General features: G+C 66.0%; 16 protein-coding genes and 1 other RNA gene. 3 read left to right on the top strand and 14 right to left on the bottom strand.

Annotated elements, in window-relative coordinates; all coding sequences use genetic code 11:
• Nucleotides 1-138 precede the first annotated feature (138 nt).
• The 11 genes from XdyCFBP7245_RS14245 to XdyCFBP7245_RS14190 form a co-directional block, all read right to left on the bottom strand.
• Entirely contained in the window at nucleotides 139-1,875 is a 1,737-nt protein-coding gene (locus XdyCFBP7245_RS14245) for a M61 family metallopeptidase (RefSeq protein ID WP_104616236.1), read from the bottom strand.
• A 201-nt stretch (nucleotides 1,876-2,076) separates the two neighbouring features.
• The gene (locus XdyCFBP7245_RS14240) at nucleotides 2,077-3,201 is read right to left on the bottom strand and encodes a GDSL-type esterase/lipase family protein (protein ID WP_170068652.1); all 1,125 of its coding nucleotides are present in this window, start codon (nucleotides 3,199-3,201) and stop codon (nucleotides 2,077-2,079) included.
• A 658-nt stretch (nucleotides 3,202-3,859) separates the two neighbouring features.
• Complete coding sequence (locus XdyCFBP7245_RS14230; protein ID WP_104616233.1) at nucleotides 3,860-4,516, bottom strand: RpiB/LacA/LacB family sugar-phosphate isomerase; 657 nt, start codon at nucleotides 4,514-4,516, stop codon at nucleotides 3,860-3,862.
• A 285-nt stretch (nucleotides 4,517-4,801) separates the two neighbouring features.
• Nucleotides 4,802-5,557, bottom strand: a complete 756-nt coding sequence (gene kduD, locus XdyCFBP7245_RS14225) for a 2-dehydro-3-deoxy-D-gluconate 5-dehydrogenase KduD (protein WP_055853846.1) — start codon at nucleotides 5,555-5,557, stop codon at nucleotides 4,802-4,804.
• A 181-nt stretch (nucleotides 5,558-5,738) separates the two neighbouring features.
• Complete coding sequence (gene kduI / locus XdyCFBP7245_RS14220) at nucleotides 5,739-6,593, bottom strand: 5-dehydro-4-deoxy-D-glucuronate isomerase (RefSeq protein ID WP_104616232.1); 855 nt, start codon at nucleotides 6,591-6,593, stop codon at nucleotides 5,739-5,741.
• Nucleotides 6,594-7,179: 586 nt separating this feature from the next.
• Nucleotides 7,180-8,238: a LacI family DNA-binding transcriptional regulator gene (locus XdyCFBP7245_RS14215; RefSeq protein ID WP_211287704.1), complete on the bottom strand. Its 1,059-nt coding sequence runs from the start codon at nucleotides 8,236-8,238 to the stop codon at nucleotides 7,180-7,182.
• Between the two features lie 141 nt (nucleotides 8,239-8,379).
• Nucleotides 8,380-9,963 carry a family 43 glycosylhydrolase gene (locus XdyCFBP7245_RS14210; protein ID WP_104616230.1) on the bottom strand — a complete coding sequence of 528 codons (1,584 nt, stop codon included), beginning with the start codon at nucleotides 9,961-9,963 and terminating at the stop codon, nucleotides 8,380-8,382.
• 216 nt (nucleotides 9,964-10,179) lie between these two features.
• Nucleotides 10,180-11,463: a TRAP transporter large permease gene (locus XdyCFBP7245_RS14205; RefSeq protein WP_064507995.1), complete on the bottom strand. Its 1,284-nt coding sequence runs from the start codon at nucleotides 11,461-11,463 to the stop codon at nucleotides 10,180-10,182.
• The gene (locus tag XdyCFBP7245_RS14200) at nucleotides 11,463-11,984 is read right to left on the bottom strand and encodes a TRAP transporter small permease (RefSeq protein ID WP_055853860.1); all 522 of its coding nucleotides are present in this window, start codon (nucleotides 11,982-11,984) and stop codon (nucleotides 11,463-11,465) included. Before XdyCFBP7245_RS14200 ends, XdyCFBP7245_RS14205 begins: the two co-directional genes overlap by 1 nt.
• Nucleotides 11,985-11,994: 10 nt before the next feature.
• Entirely contained in the window at nucleotides 11,995-12,993 is a 999-nt protein-coding gene (locus XdyCFBP7245_RS14195) for a TRAP transporter substrate-binding protein (protein WP_104616229.1), read from the bottom strand.
• A 37-nt stretch (nucleotides 12,994-13,030) separates the two neighbouring features.
• Nucleotides 13,031-13,852 (bottom strand): 2-keto-4-pentenoate hydratase, encoded by an 822-nt coding sequence (locus tag XdyCFBP7245_RS14190; RefSeq protein WP_104616228.1) that lies wholly within the window; start codon nucleotides 13,850-13,852, stop codon nucleotides 13,031-13,033.
• 138 nt (nucleotides 13,853-13,990) lie between these two features.
• Between XdyCFBP7245_RS14190 and XdyCFBP7245_RS14185 the strand changes: the two genes are divergently transcribed.
• Both XdyCFBP7245_RS14185 and XdyCFBP7245_RS14180 read left to right on the top strand, forming a co-directional pair.
• Entirely contained in the window at nucleotides 13,991-15,043 is a 1,053-nt protein-coding gene (locus XdyCFBP7245_RS14185) for an alpha/beta hydrolase (RefSeq protein ID WP_104616227.1), read from the top strand.
• Nucleotides 15,040-16,659: a carboxylesterase/lipase family protein gene (locus XdyCFBP7245_RS14180; RefSeq protein ID WP_104616283.1), complete on the top strand. Its 1,620-nt coding sequence runs from the start codon at nucleotides 15,040-15,042 to the stop codon at nucleotides 16,657-16,659. The genes XdyCFBP7245_RS14185 and XdyCFBP7245_RS14180 overlap by 4 nt, the downstream gene beginning before the upstream one ends.
• Before the next feature lie 150 nt (nucleotides 16,660-16,809).
• Here XdyCFBP7245_RS14180 and XdyCFBP7245_RS14175 read toward each other — a convergent pair.
• Nucleotides 16,810-16,884, bottom strand: a non-coding RNA gene (locus XdyCFBP7245_RS14175) — sX9 sRNA.
• Nucleotides 16,885-16,967: 83 nt separating this feature from the next.
• Here XdyCFBP7245_RS14175 and XdyCFBP7245_RS14170 point away from each other — a divergent pair.
• The gene (locus tag XdyCFBP7245_RS14170; RefSeq protein ID WP_104616226.1) at nucleotides 16,968-17,954 is read left to right on the top strand and encodes a rhamnogalacturonan acetylesterase; all 987 of its coding nucleotides are present in this window, start codon (nucleotides 16,968-16,970) and stop codon (nucleotides 17,952-17,954) included.
• A gap of 62 nt (nucleotides 17,955-18,016) precedes the next feature.
• Here the strand turns inward: XdyCFBP7245_RS14170 and XdyCFBP7245_RS14165 are convergent, their stop codons facing one another.
• Together XdyCFBP7245_RS14165 and XdyCFBP7245_RS14160 are read right to left on the bottom strand one after the other, a co-directional pair.
• Nucleotides 18,017-18,316 (bottom strand): hypothetical protein, encoded by a 300-nt coding sequence (locus tag XdyCFBP7245_RS14165; RefSeq protein WP_104616225.1) that lies wholly within the window; start codon nucleotides 18,314-18,316, stop codon nucleotides 18,017-18,019.
• A 394-nt stretch (nucleotides 18,317-18,710) separates the two neighbouring features.
• Nucleotides 18,711-19,175 carry a hypothetical protein gene (locus XdyCFBP7245_RS14160; protein WP_146091676.1) on the bottom strand — a complete coding sequence of 155 codons (465 nt, stop codon included), beginning with the start codon at nucleotides 19,173-19,175 and terminating at the stop codon, nucleotides 18,711-18,713.
• Nucleotides 19,176-19,397: the final 222 nt, after the last annotated feature.

The following is a 19,397-nucleotide window of genomic DNA, read 5'->3' as shown; positions in this document are numbered from 1 at the left end:
CAATCCCCGTCGCGCATGCGGCCACCTCAGCAACGCAGTGATCCGGCAGCGGAACCGATAGCTGCACGTGCGCAACGGCGCACCGGATGGCCGGGTGCCTATCCGCAGACAGGCACGCCTGCGCGCATCAGCGCCGGCTCACAGCCGGCATTGCGCATCGTCCACCCCAGGCACGCGCTCCCATTGCCAGGCGTCCACCTGCTCGCCGCGTGGCAGATAGTCCACATCGAACTCCTTGCCGTCGCGGCGCAGGCGCAACTGCAGGCGCTCGGTCTGATTGCCCTGGATACCGTCCTGCGGCACCGGACGCACGATCTCATCGCCATCGCGCACTCCTGCCTGCGCGGCCGCCGACGCTGCCATCAGCCCGCGCACGACGCGCTTGGGTTCGGCCAGCACCGCCGGCTCGAATCCCAGCACATACCGCCGCAGCGGCTTGCTGGTCCTGCGAAAGCACGGCCCGAACGCGTCCGACGCCGGCAGCGGCGGCGTGCCGGCCAGGAAGGCATGAAAGTCCTGCACCGCCGCCGCGCCCAGCTCTGCCTTCAACAAAGCCTCCCAATCGGCCTGCGTCGCCTCGCGCTGCTGCCCGATCGCCAGCAGCGCACGCAGCAGGTCGTCCAGCGAACGCTGGCCCTGCGATCGCTTGCGTAGCGCATCGTTCACCGTGGCCAGATACAACATGCCGCGGTCGTAGGCGAGCGTGCGGATGCGGGTGTCCTTCCAGAATCCCTCATCGATGCGTGCGTTGGGCAGATTTCCCAGCGCATTGGTGTAGTAACGCGCCGCGGTCATGTTGAGCGAATCCAGAAACTGCTGTGGGGTGAGCAGCCCGAATCGCAACGGCAGCAACGCCTCGTAGAACACCGCCGAGCCTTCGCTGAACCAGGTCGTGGACTCGGGCCCGTGCCCGGAAAGGCGCGGCTGATAGGTATGGAACATTTCATGCGACAAGGTGAGCTTGATCAGGTTCACGTCGGCGCCGCCCCCTGCGCCATAGGTGGTGACGAAGGACTGGTTCAGTGCGGTGCCGCCGCCCGCGTTGACCGGGTTGTAGCGCAGGAAGATCGTGTAGGGCCTGGACGCGGGCTGCGGAAACGCCAGCTCGAACTGCTCGTGCAGCTTGCCCACCCACGCGGATAACGCATTGGCATCGAAGGGCGGTTGCCCCTGCCAGGCGACCGAAAACCCGTCCGCACGCGGCACGCGCGGCCAGCGTCCGACCTCCCCGGCCATGAAGAACACCCCGGACAAACTGTCGTTGTCGATCTGCGCGACCTGCACCGTCCCTTCGCCGAACGAGCTCACCCCCTTGGCGCCATCGGGTAGCCGCGACAGATCCCAGCGAATCGTCAGCGCGTACATCTGTGTCTGCGGCGGCAGCACCAGAAACATGCTCGACACTGCAGAAAACGCATGCGCATCGTTACGGAACGAAATGGGCGGCGCCGGGCCGCGTGGCGGCCGAGTCGCATTGGCCGGGACACTGTAGTGCAGGCTGAGCGGGCCGCCGAGCGCGCGTGGCGCAGTCCAGACGCGCAACGGGCCTTGATCGCCGCGTTCCTGCGCGGTGGCCGCGCGCCCGGCGAGCTGCACCGTCCCTTGCGCATCGGTGGCTTCGATCGAGACGATGTGCTCGGCAGCGCTATCCACGTTTCCCTCTTGCATCGGCAGCTGCGCCACGATGCCGCCGCGGGCCACGGTCAGCGCGGCAAGGCGCAGACGCACCTCTAACGTGTCCACCTCGCCCTTGGTTGCATGCGGTGCAAGCTCCAGGTCCAGCGCAATCGGAGCAGGGACGGCCGATGCCGGGCTGGCCAGTGCGCCAGGTGCCAGCGCGATGAGCACACACAGAAGCAACCAGGGAGTTTTCATGCGCGCCGAGCGGTTTGGGATCGCCGATCATGCCGCCGGTCGAGACCGCCTGCCAGCATGCCGAAGGTCATGCGGCGCAATGCACGGCTCTGTCTGCGGGCCTGGGCAGAGTGACACCGGGGTTGCAGCGAAAGGTCGGCGGGGCATCGCTTGGGTGGCGCGTCGGCGGCGCCCATACCTGCGCTGCATCGCGCCGACGGTTCACCCTGCCGGCGCTGGCAGGTAGGCCAACAACAGCACCAATGGTGCATCGCCCGTCTGCTGCAATGCATGGGTGCTGCCCGGGCGCGTCAGCAGTGCATCGCCCGCTGCGACGTCGTACTGCTTGCCATCCAGCGCATACAGGCCGCGGCCGCTGACGATGTAATAGATCTCGTCCTTGTCGTGCAGATGCAGGCCGATGCCGGCACCTTTGTGCAACACGCGTTTGCGCAGCACGAACTTGAGCTCCGGCGTGTCTGCGAAGAACGGGTACGCCGTAGTGGGGCCGGCGCCGCCGTGCGGACCGGGTTGTTCGCGAGCGAGATCGCGCTCGTGCACAACCAGCGACGGATGCGCCTGTGTGGCGCGTTGCGTAGCGGTATCGGGCGCTGCGCCGCAATCGGCGTCGCGACGCAGCTGGGGTTTTAACTCAGGCTGTAGCTGCACCCAGCCGTGCACGACCAGGCAGGCCACTGCGGTGGCGCCGGCACGGCTGAAATGGGTGCCATCTGCCTTGTTCTGCTCGGGCACGAACAGGAAATACGGCTTGGCGGCTTGTTCGCCAAGTGCGCGAATCCAGTCGCTGGAACTGGCGTTGAGATCGATCAGGCCGACGTGTTGGTCGGCCGCCAGTTGCTGCATGGCCAGGGTGTAGCGGCCGTGCGTATCGAGCAATGCGCCGAAATCGTAGAGCAGGCGCGCGGCCGGGGTGATCAGGATCGGCGTGGCGCCCTTCTCGCGCGCGGTGGCGATGTATTGGCGCAGGAACCGCACGTAGTCGCCTTGCGGGTCGGTATAGCGTGTGGGGTCTTCGCGTTTGGCATCGTTGTGCCCGAACTGGATCAGCAGGATGTCGCCCCGTTGCAACTCCTTGGCAATGGCGTCCAGGCGCCCTTCGGCGATGAAACTGCGGGTGCTGCGGCCGCCTTTAGCGTGGTTGTGCACTTGCCACTGCGCGGGGTCGAACCACGCTTGCAACATCTGGCCCCAGCCGGCTTGCGGTGCACGATCGGCGCCGTACTCGGCCGCAGTGGAATCGCCGGCGATAAAGATGCGATGGGGCGCAGCATGGGCGTGGGGGATGCCGGTGCAGAGCAGCAGCATGGCGATGAGCAGTCGACGCATGTGGAGCTCCTGGTGAGTGCGGTGTTTGTTGTTGTTGCTTTTGGATCTGGTTTTGCTGCTATCTGCAGTGCGGTACCGACGCATGGCTGCACGCTTGATGCGTGATTTCGATGCGACTGGCATCCGTACTTCGCGCGTTGGCTGGATCCAGAACGGGTGGCGTGATGCTTCGGTGGGTCATCGTCAACATCGGCACTTGCTGATTATTGAGCGGGTCCGATGCCTGCGCTTGACTGCCGGTTGGCTGCCTTCCGCCGTACCCTCACCCCAACCCCCGCGCCCCGGCCCGCGCTTGCGGCGCGGGCGCTCCAAGGCACGCGCGCCTATGGCGCGTAAGCCGTGCCTTCTCGCCTCGGTGGGAGAGGGGCTAGATGCACGCGCGCTTTCGGTTAAATGCACGAGTGCTTCTGGACGAATGCACATGTGTTTCTGCTCGCGTCCACGCACGCTCTTTATTCGCAGCGGATGCACTGACGCTTTTGGGGCGCCTGCATCGGAGTCAGTCACGGCAGGGTGTGCAGCGACTGTAACCCACTGCTTCTCTCAGCAGTGGGTGACGCCGTGCGATGCCTGACGCGTCAGCGACGTCTCACGCACTCACCTTGCGGCGCATGCCTGCTCCCGGTGCAGCAACACAGGCATGCGCATGCGGCTGCACTCAGGCAGCAGCGGCTTCGCTCTTGCCCAGCAGGCCGGCGACGAAGTTGCGAATCTCCGCATCCTGCGCATTGTCGAAGAAGCACTGCTGGAAGCGCTCGCCGCCGATGGCCTGCTTGATCAGTTCTGGGTCGATGGCGCGCAGGCCGTCGAGGTAGGACTTGGCGGTGGCCTGCTTGACCTGGGTCAGGATGCCGGCGTTGGCCGCCTGCGATTCGCGACGCTCGGCCGGATAGCCCAGGCCACGCTCGCCGCTGAAGGCCTTTTCGAAGATGTAGCGCACGTTGATTTCCGCGCCCCAACCGTAGCCCTTGGCGAATGCCAGCGACAGCGCGTTGCCGTTGTTGACCTGGGCGAACAGGTAGGCGTCGGTCGGCTCGATGCAGTAGCCGCAGAACACGCCCGGGTGGGCGTTGAGCGACATCATCGCGCCCTGGCCGGTGCCGCAGCCGGCGACGACGAAGTCGACCGCCTTCGAGTTCAGCAGCAGGCTGGCGACGATGCCCAGGTGGATGTAGGTCAGGCGGTGATCGTTGTCGCCGTCCATGCCGACATTGAACACGCTGTGGCCTTGTTCGCCGGCGACGTCGTTGAGCTGCTGCAGGATCACCGGGTTCTTGGCGGCCTGACTAAACTCATTCATGAGTGCAATTTTCATGGGAATGCTCCGATTGGTTGGGGAAGAGTGGTTCGGAAAAGGATGGAGGCTAGGGACTGCCGCGTGGTGCGTTCGATTGCGGTCCCCATCCGGGGCTTTCGGCGCGAAACGAACAAGACGTGACCAAGACTCTGCGCACCCCTTGATGACCGTCCCGGACGAGTTACTGCCCTCATCAGCCCTGCGGGCACCTTCTCCCGCTCGCGGGAGAAGGACGTGGTATCGCGGGACGCCAGGGGCGGCTGCGCGCGTCTGACAGTGCGCGCCATCGCCATGCGATCTGGATCAGCGCGCCAGCCAGCCGCCATCGACCGGGATGATGGCGCCGTTGACGTAGTCCGAGGCGCTACTGGCCAGGAACACCGCGGTGCCGCCGAGATCGGCCGGCACGCCCCAACGCGCGGCCGGGATGCGATCCAGGATCGACTTGTTGCGGTCTTCATCGGCACGCAGCTGCGCGGTGTTGTCGGTGGCCATGTAGCCCGGCGCGATGGCGTTGGTGGTCACGCCCTTGCTGGCCCATTCGTTGGCCAGCAGGCGGGTGATGCCGGCGATGCCCGACTTGCTGGCGGTGTACGAGGGCACGCGGATGCCGCCCTGGAACGACAGCATCGAGGCGATATTGATGATCTTGCCGCGGCCCTGGGCGATGAAATGACGGCCGGCGGCCTGCGCCATGAAGAACGCCGACTTCAGATTGACGTTGAGCACGTCGTCCCAATCCTGCTCGCTGAAATCGACCGCGTCGGTGCGACGGATCAGGCCGGCGTTGTTGACCAGAATGTCCAATCCGCCCAGACCGGCGATGGTGGCATCGACGATGCGCTGCACCGGCTCGATGCTGATCAGGTTGGCTTCGATGGCGATAAAACGGCGGCCCAGCGCTTTGACCTTTTCTTCGGTCTCGGTGGGCGCCTGGATGCCGGCGGCGGCGATGTCCGCGCCCGCTTCGGCCAATGCCAGCGCGATGCCCTGGCCCAAGCCGGTGTTGGCACCGGTGACCAATGCGACCTTGCCTTCGAGACTGAACGGATTGCTCATTACCTTATCGCTCCTGCTGGATGTGCCACGTTGTGATGAGTGAGCCGCGCAGTGCGCGGCAGAGTGCGTTTGTGCTGTTTGAACTGGTGCTTCGCCAACGCCGCGTCGGGGCGCGCTGACGTTGCCGGCGCTCGCCTGGAAAGACAGCGTCACTGGAGCGAACAATGGATCGAAACCGGGCTTACTTGAGCTGGCAGATATCCAGCACGTGCATGTCGGTGTAATCCAGGTTTTCGCCGCCCATCGCCCAGATGAAGGCGTAGTTGCTGGTGCCGGCGCCCATGTGGATGGACCACGGCGGCGACACCACCGCTTCGTTGTTCTGGATCACGATGTGACGCTGTGCTTCGGGCTCGCCCATGAAGTGATAGACGCGGTCGTTGGCGCCGAGGTCGAAATAGAAATACACCTCGCTGCGACGGTCGTGCAGATGCGGCGGCATGGTGTTCCAGACGCTGCCCGGCTTGAGCACGGTCAAGCCCAGCAGCAGCTGCGAGGACTGGCAGGTGGCCGGCACGATGTACTGGTAGATGGTGCGCTCGTTACTGGTTTCCAGTGCGCCACGGTCCAGCGCCACCGCATCCTTGATCGACAGCTGCTTGGTCTCGAAGCGCGCATGCGCCGGTGTCGAGGCCAGATAGAACTTGGCCGGGTTGGCGGCATCGTCCGAGGCGAAGCTGACATCGGTGCTGCCCATCGCCACGTACAGGCCGTCCTTGGGACCGAGCGTGTAGGCGGTGCCATCCACGGTCACGGTGCCGGTGCCGGCGCCGACGTTGATGACGCCCAGCTCGCGGCGCTCCAGGAACGGGTGGCCGGCGGCGGAGGCCGGCTCGGTCTGCTTGGGCAGTTCCAGCGCGGTGCCCAGCGGTGCGGCGCCCCCGAGCACGAAGCGCTCGTAATGGGTGTATTTGAGCGTCACCGCACCATCGACGAACAGGCCGTCGAGCAGATACAGCGCGCGCAGGTCGTCGTTGCTGGCGCCCTTGATGGCATCCGGGTGGGTGGCGTAGTGGGTCTTGCAGTACAGGGACATGCGCGATCTCCGTGGCAAGCGGGGGGGAAGAGGGCTTGCTCCGTGGGTAGTCTACCGGCTCTGGTTAACCGGTGTCATTGCGCAGTGCACGATAGTGGGGGTGGGTGGGTCTGAGGGACTGCCTGCTCCCTTCTCCCACCGGGAGAAGGTGGCGCGCAGCGCCGGATGAGGGTGCGAGGCGGCGCGCAGTGTTTGGAGACGCGGCCTGAGTGGTAAGTGGTGTCCTACCGCGTTTTTTTGCGCATGCCTACGTTGTTCTCAGGTGCCTATCTGCCGCCATGCCCTCACCCCAACCCCGGCTCCGCGCCCCGGCCCGCGCGTGCGGCGCGGGCGCTCCAAGGCACGCGCGCCCGTGGCGCGCAAGCCATGCCTTCTCGCCCCCGCAAGCAGGAGAGGGGCGTCGGGAGAGGGGCTTCACCGCAGCGATCGGCGCACTCCCTTCCCCCGCCTGCGGGGGAAGGTGCCCGAAGGGCGGATGGGGGCCAGCCGTTGGCCGATCGAGGCAGCTGTTCTCACCTTGACCGGCACAACGTCCTGCAAGGTGGAGCGGAAGGCCCGCGCCGCTTGGGGTCGCGGCGCGCGGTGCTCAATCTTCCGGCGGTTGGCAGGAGTCGCGCACGATCAGGTGCGGGCGCACGCTGGCGGTGGGTAGTTGCGGGGCGTTGTCGGGCTGGATCAGCATGGCCGCGGCGGTGCGACCGGTGTCGCGGGTGTGGCGACGCACCGAGGTCAGCGGCGGCCACAGGCGCGAGGCCAGCGAGCTGTCGTCGTAGCCGATCACCGACAGCTGGCGCGGGATGTTGATGCCGGCGCGCAGGGCGACCTTGTAGATACCGGCGGCCATTTCATCGTTACCGGTGAAGATGGCGGTGGGGCGCTTCTTGCCCAGCAGCAGCTTTTCGGCGGCAGCCACGCCGGATTCGAAGGTGTAGCCGGCTTCGACGATACGCTCGGACGGCAGTTCGATGCCGCGCCGGGTCAGCGCGTCGGCAAATCCCGAGGTGCGTTCGATCGAGGAGCGGTAGGCGCTGGGGCCTGTGACCAGGGCGATGTCGCGGTGGCCGAGTGAGAGCAGGTAGTCGGCCGCCTCGGCGGCGCCGTCGCGGTCGTGGGTGATCACCGTTTGCGAGGTGGTATCCAGCGCGACCGAGGCGATACGGGTGTAGCGGCAGCCGATCTCGGCCAGCATATCGGCCAGCGCCTGATCTTCGGACGCGCGCGGCACCAGGATCACCCCGTGCAGCTTCTGCGCCTGGGCGAAACGCCGCACGCCTTCGATGTAGCCGGGGCTACGGCTGTCGCAGGGGTGCACCACCAGCTCGAAACTGGAGCCGCGCAGCGCGTCCAGCGCGCCGTATTGCATGTCCACGATGTATTGCGCGGTGGGGTTGTCGTAGACCATGCCGATCAGGAACGAGCGCCGGAACGCCAGCCCGCGCGCGAGCGGGTCGGGCGAGTAGCCAACCTCGCGCATCAACGTCTCGACCTTCTCGCGGGTGTCCTGGCGCACCAGCGGCGAGTTGTTGATGATCCGCGACACGGTCTTCTTGGACACGCCCGACATCCGCGCGATGTCGTTGATCGTGGCTACCTTGCCCTTCGGCAGGCCGGGCATTCCCTCTTCAGGCATCTTGCGGGCGGGCATAGCGGTCAACCAGTGAAGTTGATTGGATTCTACCGGCCAGACGGCCGGCAGACCTGAGCGAAGCCTGCCGCCACCCCGGACCCGCCGCGCAAGGCACGCCGCAGCGGCCATCGCGGCGGCATGCCCGGCGATGCAGAACGGTCAGTCCAGGGCGCGGTAGCGGAAGTTGCGGAACTCCACCTGGCCCGGGCCGGCGGCATACAGCGCCGGCTTCAATGCCAGGAACTTGCCGGCCACGTTGTGGTGGTAACCGGACACTTCCATCTGCACCGGGTACTTGGTCCACGTCTTGCCGTCGGTACTGCTGTGGATGGTGACGATGTGGCGGTTGTTGGTGACCCGCAGCCACAAGGTGCCACCGGTAGCACTGGGGGCCAGCGTGCCGGGGCGTTCTTCGCCGTAGCGGTGCATGACGAAGTGTTCGCCATTGCTGCCCACGCCGGCGTAGAGCTTGTCGCTGTAGAACAGCAGCGCCCCGCCCTGCCCGCCCGGTGCCACGGTCATCTGCACCTCGAACTGGTAGGCCTGGTCGGTGGCGATCACCGTCAGCGGCGAGGCGTTGCGCGGGGCGGTGCCCTTGCCCTGCAGGCGCAACACGCCATCGCCCACCTGCAGGCGCTTGGCTTCGTCGGCCGCCGGGTTGAAGAACGCCCACTGCGGGCCGAGCGTGCTGGCGCGGAAGTCGTCCGACAACGCCAGGCCGTGGGCCAGCGCCTGGCCGCTGGGTTTTTTCAGCGGGGTGCCCAGATCGCCGCCCTTGGCGACGAACCAGCCGTCCGGGGTCCATTCGATCGGGTCCAGCAAGGCCTGCCGACCCAGCGTCCAGAAGCCGTGTTCGTAACCGTGGTAGAGCATCCACCAACGCTTGTCGGTGCCTTCCACCAGGGTGGCGTGGCCGCGCGACCACCACGGCTCGTCGGCGCTCTTGGTGCGGGTGATCGGGTTGTTGGGCGCGTTCTGCCACGGACCGTGGATCGAGCGCGAGCGCGCGGTGATCACCATGTGCCCGGTCGGCGGGCCGGCGGTGCCGCCCACGGCGGTGGTCATGTAGTACCAGCCGTTGTGGCGGGTGATCTTGGGGCCTTCCTGCGCGTAGCCTTCCACGTCCCAGCTTTCCGGGTACTTCCAGCCGTCGTAGACGTGCTTGGGCGTGCCGACCACGGTCAGGCCGTCGTCGGACAGCTGCACGTAATCGCCGCCGCTCAGGAACAGATAACGCTTGCCGTCTTCGCCCACCGCATGACCGGGGTCGATGTACTTGCCCAGGCCGATGTCGACCGGCGTGCTCCACGGGCCGGTGATGTCATCGGCCCACACCACGAAGTTGCTGCGCTCGCCCTGGTCGCCGCGCCGTGCCGGGAAATAGATGTAATAGCGCTTGCCATGCTTGATCAGGTCCGGCGCCCAGATCGCACCGACGTTTTGAGTGATGGCGTGGCCCAGCGGCTGCCAGTTGACCAGATCGCGCGAATGCCAGATCGGCAGGCCCGGATACGCGTCGAACGAGGACAGCGTGAGGTAGTAATCGTCGCCGTCCTTGAGCACCGACGGGTCGGGGTGATCGCCGGCCAGCACCGGGTTGAGGAAGGTGCCATTGCCTTGGTCGGCAATGCGCTGATGTTCAATGCCGCGCTTCCAGTCGGCCGCGCCGCTCAGGCCGGCGCACAGCAGCAATCCGGCGGCGACCAACCAGCGCAGACGGGGCGAAGTGATACGGACACGCATGCTGTCTCCTAGGCCCCGGAAGTGGGGCGATGCGGTCACCGGCAGGCAATGCCACCGGTTAACCGAATGAGGCGGAAACCTCCCGCCAGCAGCAACGTCCTGCACGCTCGGCAAGGCGTCGCACGCGCCCGGCAGGTGAGGCGATCGACGCGGCATCGCCTGCCGCATCCATCACACCCGTCCACCAGGCACCGGATCGCTCAGTGCGTCATGCCCTCACGCGCGCAGCGCGCGTGGCAGCCACAACGACAGCTCCGGGAAAAACGCCACGATCAACAGCACGCACAGTGCCGCCAGCCAGAACGGCCAGATGGTGCGCATGCTCTGGGCAACGGTGATTTGCCCGATGGAGGTGCCGATGAACAGCACTGAGCCGATCGGCGGCGTGATCAGGCCGATGCCGCCGGCCAGCACCATCACCAGACCGAAGTGGATCGGGTCGATGCCGTAGGCCTTGACCACCGGCAGAAAGATCGGCGTGCAGATCAGGATCTTCGGTGCCAGGTCCATGAACATGCCCAGCAACAGCAGCATCACCACGATCATCAGCAGCACGGTGTTCTTGCTGTCGGCGATGGCCTGCAGGAACTTCACTGCCGCTGCCGGCACCTGCAAATAGGCCAGCAACCAGCCGAACACCGCCGCGGTGGCGATCACGAACAGGATCACGCCGGTGGTACGCGCGGCATGGGTGACGGCGGCGAAGAACTCGGCCCAGCGCAACTGGCGATACAGCAGCGCGGTGACGATCAACGCATAGACCACAGCGATGGCGGCGCTTTCCACCGCGGTGAAAATGCCGGCGCGGATCCCGATGAAGATCAACGCTACCAGGCCCAGGCCCGGCAATGCGCCGAACAGGCGCAAGGCCACCGCACGCCAGCCCGGGAACGGCTCGGTGCCGTAGCCGCGATGGCGCGCCACCGCATATCCGGTGACCATCATCGCGGCGGTCATCAGCAGCGCGGGCACGATGCCGGCCGCGAACAGATCGGCAATCGACAGGCCGCCACCGGCCGCTGCCGAAAACAGGATCAGGTTGTGCGAGGGCGGCACCAGCAACGCCACCAGTGCGGCGGTCATGCTCACGTTCACCGCGTAATCGCGGTCGTACCCGCGTTTGATCATCTGCGGAATCATGGTGCCGCCGACCGCCGACACGTCGGCGATCGCCGAGCCGGACACGCCACCGAAGAACAGCGACGACAGCACGCTGACCTGCCCCAGGCCACCGCGCACGCGCCCGACCAACGACGACGCCAGCGCGATCAAGCGCTCGGAAATGCCACCGCGCAACATCAGCTCGCCGGCAAAGATGAACAGCGGAATCGCAATCAACGATGCCGAGCCGCTACCGGCGGAAATCTGCTGCACCAGCACCACGGTGGGCAGGTCCAGGTACAACAACGTGGCCAGTGCGGCCGCGCCCAAGGCGTAGGCCACCGGCACGCCGATCAGCAGCAGCACCACAAAGGTTCCCAACAACATGGCGATGCCCATCAGCGCACTCCTCCGGTGTGGATCGGGCGCAGCACACGCCACAACTTGTACAAGGCAAACACCACCATCAGCGCACCGCCAACCGACAACGGCAGGTAGTTGATGCTCTGCGGCATCTGCGCGCCGGCCATCTTGATGTCCAGGCCATCGATCAGCAGCGCCGCACTCCACCACGCCAGCACGGCGCCGATGGCCATGATCATCAACGGGCGAATCAGATCGAACAGTTTGCGCACCAGCGGTGGCACATGGTCGCCCAGCAGATAGAAGCCGAAGTGGCGATTGGTGTGCACACCGGCGGCGGCCGCCAGACTCAGCGCGGTGCTCAGCAGCAACAGCGTCACCGGCTCGGTCCAGCTCGGGGAATTGTTGAGCACATAGCGGGTGAATACCTGCCAGCCCTGCACAACCACCAGGCCAAGCAGCGCCAGCGACGCCACGCCAATGGCAATATCGGAAACGCGGTCCAGCGCGCGCTGCAACGGCGCGGCCGGGACGGCGACGGTCTCGGGTACGGTCATCGGGATACCTCTATGCGAAATCGCGGATGCGGCGGTACAGCGCTTCGATCTCCGGCTGCTTGCGGTATTCGGCCAGCAGTGGGGCGGCGGCGGCGCGGAACGCCGGCATGTCAACCTGGTTGAGCTTCACGCCGTAATCGATCACCTGCTTGCGTGCGACCACCTCCGACGCATCCCAGAGGTTGCGCATCACCGGCACCGACGCGCGCGCCAGTTCCACCACCAGGCCGCGATCGGCCGGGCTGAGCGATTCGAAGCTCTTGCGCGACATCACCAGAATGTCCGGCGCGTAGGAATGCTCGCTCTGCGACCAGTAGTGCGCCGCTTCGAAATGACGGCTGGACTGGAAGCTGCGCATATTGTTTTCCGCACCGTCGATCATGTGCGTTTCCATCGCCGAAAACGTCTCGCCCAACGACATTGGCGTGGGGTTGGCGCCCAGCATGCGCATCAGCTTGAGAAAGATGTCCGACGAGGCCACACGCAGTTTCAGGCCTTTGAGATCTTCCGGGCGATGCAGCGGGTGCTTGGTGTTGTAGAAGCAGCGCGCGCCCGAATCGTAGATCGCCAGCCCCACCAGATCGCGCTGCTCGAAGCTGCGCAGGATGCTGTCGCCGACATGGCCGTCGATGACGCGGCGCAGATGCGGCACCGAGTCGAACACATACGGCAGGCACAGCGCCTGGGTGAGCGGAAAGGCGTTGTTCAACGCACCCGAATACACGCGGGTGATGTCGATGGCGCCGAAGCGCGCCATGTCGATCGCCTCCGACTCGCGGCCCAGCTGGCCGGAGTGGTACTGGCGCAGTTTGAGCCGGCCATTGGTGCGCGCTTCGAGCTGTTTGCCGAACCACCGCACCGCCTCCACGGTGGGGTAATCGCCGACGTGGACGTCGGTAGCGGTGAGCAACTGCCCGCCGGGAATCGGTGTGGTGGCGCCAGCGCCCAGCCAAGGAGCGGCTGCGGCGGCGCCAAACCCGGCACCGAGGAAATGTCTGCGTGTGATCATTGGCGCCCTCCCAAGCGTCTGGTCACGGGGTCCACCGTTATTTGGCGGACACAGCCGTACAGGAAATGTCGCCGATGCCGGCGAAGCGAATCAGGGCACGCTGTCCCACTTCGATGTCATGGATACCGGTGGCATTGCCCGTGGCAATGAGATCACCGCGCTTGAGCGGACGCCCGCGCTGGGCAGAACGGCTGAGCGCAAATGCGTAGGCCGCGCGCAACCCGCCGGGCAGCGTGGTGGCGCCGCCGGTGCCCACTACCTGGTCGTCGATCAGGGTTTCGGCGCTCAGCGCAGCTTCGTCGCGGCCCAGCCAGTCGCTCACTTCCGGGCCCAGAATCAGCCCGTTGTTGTTGCCGAAATCGGAAATCACCACGCGCGGGCCCAGCTTGTTGATGGTCGCCAGCGGGCTGCTGGCAATCTCCACGCCGATGAACAGCGTCGCCGGCAGGGCCGCGGCCTGCTCCGGGGTGAAGTGACTCTGGTCGGCCGGCGCGTCGGCGTCCAGGCGCAACACGTACTCGGCTTCGACCGCACCGAAGCCGCCTTCATAGATCGGAAACTCGGTTGTTCCACCGGTAGCATTCCAGAGCTTCTGAGAGAAGATCGGGCCGAGCAGACGCTCGTCGCCGGAGGCGTCGCGGCGCTCGGCGGCGATATAGCCCACCTTCCAGCCGACCACGTGGTCGTGCCACTGACTGATGGCAATATCCTGCACCTGGTAGGCGGTGACCAGATCGTCGGGGATTTGCCCGGGAAAGTCGGGAAGCGAGGCCCCTGCACGGCGTGCCTCCACAAAGCGCTGGGCGATGTCGGACAGCGTGGATGTGGACGTTTGCGGGGTGGCGGCGTCGTTGCTCAAGGGTGTCTCCCTGATAGGTGTTTTGTTGCACTGCCAATCGACAGCGGCACGGTGTGCTGTATATGGTAAACCGGTGTCATTGGCAATGTGCAGTGCGACATTGTGACCGCGATACCGAAGTGGCCCTGGGAGGGGTAGATGCAGCAGACACGCCAAAAACATGTTGGAAACCGGGCATTGCAGGCATTGCGCCGCTGCCTGGCAGTCACCGTCGCCGCCCTGGCACTGGCTGGTGCGCCGGCCCGGTCGGCAGAGCGCCCCAGCACCGATACCGCCGCCGAGCAGGCCAGCCGGATCGCCCTCTGGCCGCAGCCAATGGCACCGGGAGACACGCCGTTGCCGCAGCCGCAGCGCATCGTGGACCGCAGCAGCGATGCCGCCCTGCCCGACCGCTATATCCAGAACATCGGCCAGCCCTATCTGGTGGTCTACCGCCCCAAGCGGCCCAACGGCACCGCGCTGCTGGTCACCCCCGGCGGCGGCTATCAGCGCATCGTGCTGGACAACGAAGGCAGCGCGCTGGTGCCAGGCTTCGTCGACCAGGCCGGCATCACCTTGTTCGTGCTGCGCTACCGGCTGCCCGGCGAAGGCCACCCCAATGGCGCCGACGTGCCGCTGGCCGATGCGCAACGCGCGCTGCGGCTGATCCGCGCCAATGCGGGCCGCTATGGCATCGATGCGCAGCGGGTCGGGGTGATGGGGTTTTCGGCCGGCGGCCACGTCGCCGCCAGCCTGGACACGCGCTACGCCGCGCAGGTGTACCCGGCGCAGGACGCCGCCGATGCGCTGAGCGCGCGGCCGGACTTCGCATTGCTGATCTACCCGGTGATCGACATGGACAGCGCCAATGCGCACATGGGCTCGCGCGAGCGCCTGCTCGGCAAGACGCCCAGTGCTGCGCAGGTCAGTGCGTATTCGCCGCAATTGCACGTGGACGCACGCACCCCGCCGACATTCTTGCTGCACGCCCAGGACGACACCGTGGTATCGGTGCGTAATAGCCTGCTGATGCACGACGCATTGCTGCGCGCCGGCGTGCCCAGCGAACTGCATGTCTTTCCGCAGGGCGGGCATGGTTTCGGCATCGCCGCCGCCAGCGGGTTGACCGTGGCGGTGTGGCCGCAGCTGGCGCAGGCGTGGATTGCGCACGTCAGCAAGCCATCGGCTGCCGCGCAGGACGCGGCGCGATGACGGCGCCATCCACGCCCGACGCGCGCCGACGCACGCTGCTGCGCAGTGGATTGCTCGCCAGTGCCGCCGTCGCGTTACCCGCTGTCGCCGCGGCCGTGGCGCCACCGCCGCGCGAGGACAGCGCACCGCTGGCACAGGTGCGTTGCGGTGCGTTGCGCGGGTATCGCGAGCAGGGCATCTGCGTGTTCAAGGGCATTCCGTACGGCGGCGACACCGCCGCGCGGCGCTTCCAGGCGCCCGTGGCGGAGACCGCGTGGAGCGGCGTGCGCGATGCCACCGGCGTCGGCGCCGCCGCCCCGCAGCCCAAGGCCAGCGAACCCACCAGCGAGGACTGCCTGTTCCTCAATGTCTGGACGCCCGGCCTGCGCGATGGCGGCAGGCGGCCGATCCTGTTCTATATCCATGGCGGCGGCTACACCACCGGCTCCGGCAGCGACCCGCTCTACGACGGCGTGCGCCTGTGCCGGCGCGGCGATGTGGTGGTGGTCACCGTCAATCACCGGCTCAACCTGTTCGGCTATCTGTCGCTGGCGCAGCTAGGCGATGCCGGCTTTGCCGACTCCGGTAATGCTGGCCAGCTGGATCTGATCCAGGCGCTGCACTGGGTGCGCCAGCACGCGGCCGAATTCGGCGGCGATGCCGGCAATGTCACCGTGTTCGGGCAATCCGGCGGCGGCGCCAAGATCGCCACGCTGATGGCCATGCCCGCCGCGCGCGGCCTGTTCCATCGCGCCTGGACCATGAGCGGGCAGCAGGTCACCGCGGCCGGGCCGCGCGCGGCCACCCAGCGCGCGCAATTGCTGCTGGAGGCGCTGAAGATTGCGCCGGCCGATCTCGCGCGCCTGCGCAGCGTGCCGGTGGCGCAGCTGCTGGCCGCCGCGCAGGTGCGCGACCCGTCGCGGGTGGAAAACAGCGCGTTGTATTTCGGCCCGGTGCTGGATGCGCGCAACCTGCCGGTGCATCCGTTCTGGCCGAGCGCACCGCTGCAGTCGGCGACGATTCCGATGGTGATCGGCAATACCCGCGATGAGACGCGCGCGTTTCTCGGCAACGATGCGGCCAACTTCGCACTCACCTGGGACACGCTGCCGGCCAAGCTGGAAGCGCAGCAATACGTGGACCTGTTGCCGCAGGTGGTGATTGCCGAATACCGCCGGCTGTATCCGCACTATTCGCCATCGGAGGTGTTCTTTGCCGCCACCACCGCCGGCCGCTCGTGGCGCGGCGCAGTGGAAGAAGCCGAAGCGCGCGCACGCCAGGGCGCACCGACCTGGGTGTATCAACTGGACTGGGGCTCGCCGCTGGATGGCGGCAAGTTCGGCGCCTTCCACACGCTGGATATTCCGCTGGTGTTCGACACCATCGGCCAGCCCGGTTCGCGCACCGGCAGCAGCGCCGATGCGCAGCGCATGGCCGACCAGATGAGCGCTGCGTTGATCGCATTCGCGCGGCATGGCGACCCCACGCATCGCGGTGCCCCGCGCTGGCGGCAGTACTCGTTGCAGCGCCGCGAGACGTTGCTGTTCGATGTGCCGAGCCGGATGGAAAACGACCCGCGCGGTGGCGAACGTCGGCTGTATCAGCAAGCACCGTTTATCCAACGTGGCACGTTTTGAGCGCTTGTTCTATTGAGCAACAAACAGGGCGTGCCAGGCAGTCGCCATTCGGATTCGTATGGCGCGCTCGGTACACCGGGATCCGAGCGCTACAGACCGACTCGGGCACCGCCCGCACGCTTGCTGCGATCGCGCTGCAGTCTTTACAGCGGCTAAAAAACGTCGCGAGCAGGTGTCAGGTGGGTGTGGACGGCGCGGAGGAACCGGAGTGTCCGAGTGGTAAATGCCGCACTGAGCACCAGCTGCACCCGCTTGGCGGTGAGCACAGTCGGTTTGTTAGCTGCTCTTATTCGATCTTGAGGTGATCCATGCGTAGGTATTGCTTTGCCCCATCATTGCTGCTGACTGCGCTGGCAGTTAGCTGCCTTCCGTTCGCTGATGCCACCGCTGCCGCCGTGGTCGACACAACGCTCGCCTCCACGGCATCCGCCACCAACACCTTAAGCAGCAACGCGCCGGCCACCACACCTGCGTTTGCGGCCAGCAAGATCGTGCTGGTGGGCGACTCCACCACGGCCGTGCAAGGCGGCTGGGGGCCGAGCTTCTGCGCGCAGCATGTGACCTCGTTTCTGAGCTGCCTCAACCTGGCACGCGGGGGACGCAGCACCTCCAACTATCGCGCCGAAGGCGCGTGGGACATCGCGCTGAAGGAGCTGCGCAGTGGCGGCTATCGGCAGGTGGTTGTGTTGATCCAGTTCGGTCACAACGATCAACCCGGCAAGCCGGGGCGCTCTACCGACCTGGCCAGCGAGTTTCCGGCCAACCTGCGCCGCTACGTGGCCGAAGCGCGGGCCGCCGGCGCGGTGCCGGTGCTGGTGACGCCATTGACGCGGCGGCAGTTCGAGGCCGGCCAGTTGGTGGACGACCTGGGCCCCTGGGCGCAGGCCACGCGTGCGGTCGCGCGCGAGCTGCAGGTGCCGCTGGTGGATCTGCATGCGCGCAGCCGCGCCCTGGTGCAGGGCATGGGGCCGGTGCTGGCGATGCGGCTGGCGCAGCGCCCCGCCGAACCGGCGCAGATCGTCGCCGCGCAATCGGGCACCACGATCGGCAAGACGCCGGCGCAAGCGATTGCGCCATCTGCGGCGCCTGCCTCAGCGTCAGCATCGAAGAGCACCGCAATGGCCAAGGTGTCCGCCACCGCGCAGGACAACGCCAGCGTCGAGCCGATGGGCCAGGCCAAGCTCGCGTTCGACTACACCCATCTCGGCCCGGACGGCGCGGATCTATTTGCCGCGATCGTGGCCGACGAACTGGCGCAGCAGCTGCCTGCGCTGCGGCCGTTGTTGATTCCCTAGGGCGTCAAACCAGCCAGGGCGAACCCGCATCTGCACACCGACTGCCCGACCCGGCGTGGCGCTCAGCCGGTACGCCGTTCGCGAAACCAGCACAGCGCCAAGCCGAGCCCCCCGCCGATCAGAGCTCCCACCACGATGCCATGGGCAACACCCTGGCCGTTGAAGTGAGCCACCAGCGCAGCGATCGCCATGCATGGCAGCGAGATTCCCGCCGCCACGCGGCGTTGGGCAGCGCCGCGTGCCTGCGCGGCATGCATGTGTTCGCGCTGCAGCCGCGCACGCGTCTCCGGCAGCATCATGGCTTCGGCGATAGCATCGGCCTGCGTGCGCTGCACATGGCGCGTGTCCTCAAGGTCGATCATGGCGCCCGCCGCGATTGCGGACTCTTACGTGAAGCGTCGGTGGCTCCGACTTGATGCACGCATGGCGATCGATACGCTGGCGAAGCGATCAAGATTGCTTTTGTAGATCAGGGCTATACCGGCCAGGAGCGGGCACAGAATGCAGCAACGCTCTCTCAACAGTCGTAACACGCTCCAGGAAAGATCTGAGCAACGCTTCCGTGAGATTTCAGCCGACAACCGAGACAATCTCCATCGAGCACAGTGTTGGTTTGTCAGCAAGTCGATGGCGGAGGCTCCTGGTCGCGGCGTCTGCTAGGGCTTCACGTGGGGAACCGATGATTTTTCTTCGAAAAATCCATCGTCGCGGCCAATCCTCTCCAGCCGGGGAATGGACCCCACACCTGGGGCGGCGCTACGGAAAACCGGAGAAACGCTGGTACACCCAGTAAAGCCTTGACGTCTCGGTGTCGTAGGCCATGACGTTAATTGCATTCAAAGAAGATGGCAAGTTCGGACCAGCATAATCCGCTGGGTTCGACACCCGGGCGAAGACAAAGCGTGAGGAATTCATTTCAGGGGGTTTCGGACATCCCTGCAAGTCATCGAACGGCATTTCAAATTTAAATAGATAAAATTCGTCATACTTGTCAAGGCCTCGGAACCAAATCCCGCGCGCCGCGTGACTTTCCCAGAACGTGTCTGGAATGCTTGCCACATCGACAGCGTAGAAGTAGTACATGTCTCCGAAAAAGTAATCGGTTTTCCCGCAGACTTGCGGTATCCCGCGCAAGGACGTGACCTGCCCGAGTCCACTGCGCTGCAACTGTTCGTGCATGCTGACGATGGCATCAAGGCGTTGCTGTAGTCCTAATACCATTCACAGATGCACGCCCGCTGCTGCGACGACCCCACATGCCAGCACAAGACGCTTCAATAGTTTGATCAGAATGCGCATCGATCATCCCGAGAACCGATGGTATTACCATCGCATGGCGGCGCCCGCCACGCTAGGGAAGGTCTGAATAACGATGCCTGAGAGTGCGGAATGTCCGCATCGTTCCGGAGAGTCTCGTTTGGATCTTCGGAGTTTCGCCATTTC

It is taken from the genome of Xanthomonas dyei (genome assembly GCF_002939865.1).
GTDB classification, from domain to species: Bacteria; Pseudomonadota; Gammaproteobacteria; order Xanthomonadales; family Xanthomonadaceae; genus Xanthomonas; species Xanthomonas dyei.
This window is presented reverse-complemented; position numbering and strand designations above follow the sequence as displayed.

Bases quoted from the DNA above. Each gene is read 5' to 3' on its own strand.
- XdyCFBP7245_RS14245 (WP_104616236.1), bottom strand. From the start codon at position 1,875: ATGAAAACTCCCTGGTTGCTTCTGTGTGTGCTCATCGCGCTGGCACCT.
- XdyCFBP7245_RS14240 (WP_170068652.1), bottom strand. From the start codon at position 3,201: ATGCGTCGACTGCTCATCGCCATGCTGCTGCTCTGCACCGGCATCCCC.
- XdyCFBP7245_RS14230 (WP_104616233.1), bottom strand. From the start codon at position 4,516: ATGAAAATTGCACTCATGAATGAGTTTAGTCAGGCCGCCAAGAACCCG.
- kduD (WP_055853846.1), bottom strand. From the start codon at position 5,557: ATGAGCAATCCGTTCAGTCTCGAAGGCAAGGTCGCATTGGTCACCGGT.
- kduI (WP_104616232.1), bottom strand. From the start codon at position 6,593: ATGTCCCTGTACTGCAAGACCCACTACGCCACCCACCCGGATGCCATC.
- XdyCFBP7245_RS14215 (WP_211287704.1), bottom strand. From the start codon at position 8,238: ATGCCCGCCCGCAAGATGCCTGAAGAGGGAATGCCCGGCCTGCCGAAG.
- XdyCFBP7245_RS14210 (WP_104616230.1), bottom strand. From the start codon at position 9,963: ATGCGTGTCCGTATCACTTCGCCCCGTCTGCGCTGGTTGGTCGCCGCC.
- XdyCFBP7245_RS14205 (WP_064507995.1), bottom strand. From the start codon at position 11,463: ATGGGCATCGCCATGTTGTTGGGAACCTTTGTGGTGCTGCTGCTGATC.
- XdyCFBP7245_RS14200 (WP_055853860.1), bottom strand. From the start codon at position 11,984: ATGACCGTACCCGAGACCGTCGCCGTCCCGGCCGCGCCGTTGCAGCGC.
- XdyCFBP7245_RS14195 (WP_104616229.1), bottom strand. From the start codon at position 12,993: ATGATCACACGCAGACATTTCCTCGGTGCCGGGTTTGGCGCCGCCGCA.
- XdyCFBP7245_RS14185 (WP_104616227.1), top strand. From the start codon at position 13,991: ATGCAGCAGACACGCCAAAAACATGTTGGAAACCGGGCATTGCAGGCA.
- XdyCFBP7245_RS14180 (WP_104616283.1), top strand. From the start codon at position 15,040: ATGACGGCGCCATCCACGCCCGACGCGCGCCGACGCACGCTGCTGCGC.
- XdyCFBP7245_RS14170 (WP_104616226.1), top strand. From the start codon at position 16,968: ATGCGTAGGTATTGCTTTGCCCCATCATTGCTGCTGACTGCGCTGGCA.
- XdyCFBP7245_RS14165 (WP_104616225.1), bottom strand. From the start codon at position 18,316: ATGATCGACCTTGAGGACACGCGCCATGTGCAGCGCACGCAGGCCGAT.
- XdyCFBP7245_RS14160 (WP_146091676.1), bottom strand. From the start codon at position 19,175: ATGGTATTAGGACTACAGCAACGCCTTGATGCCATCGTCAGCATGCAC.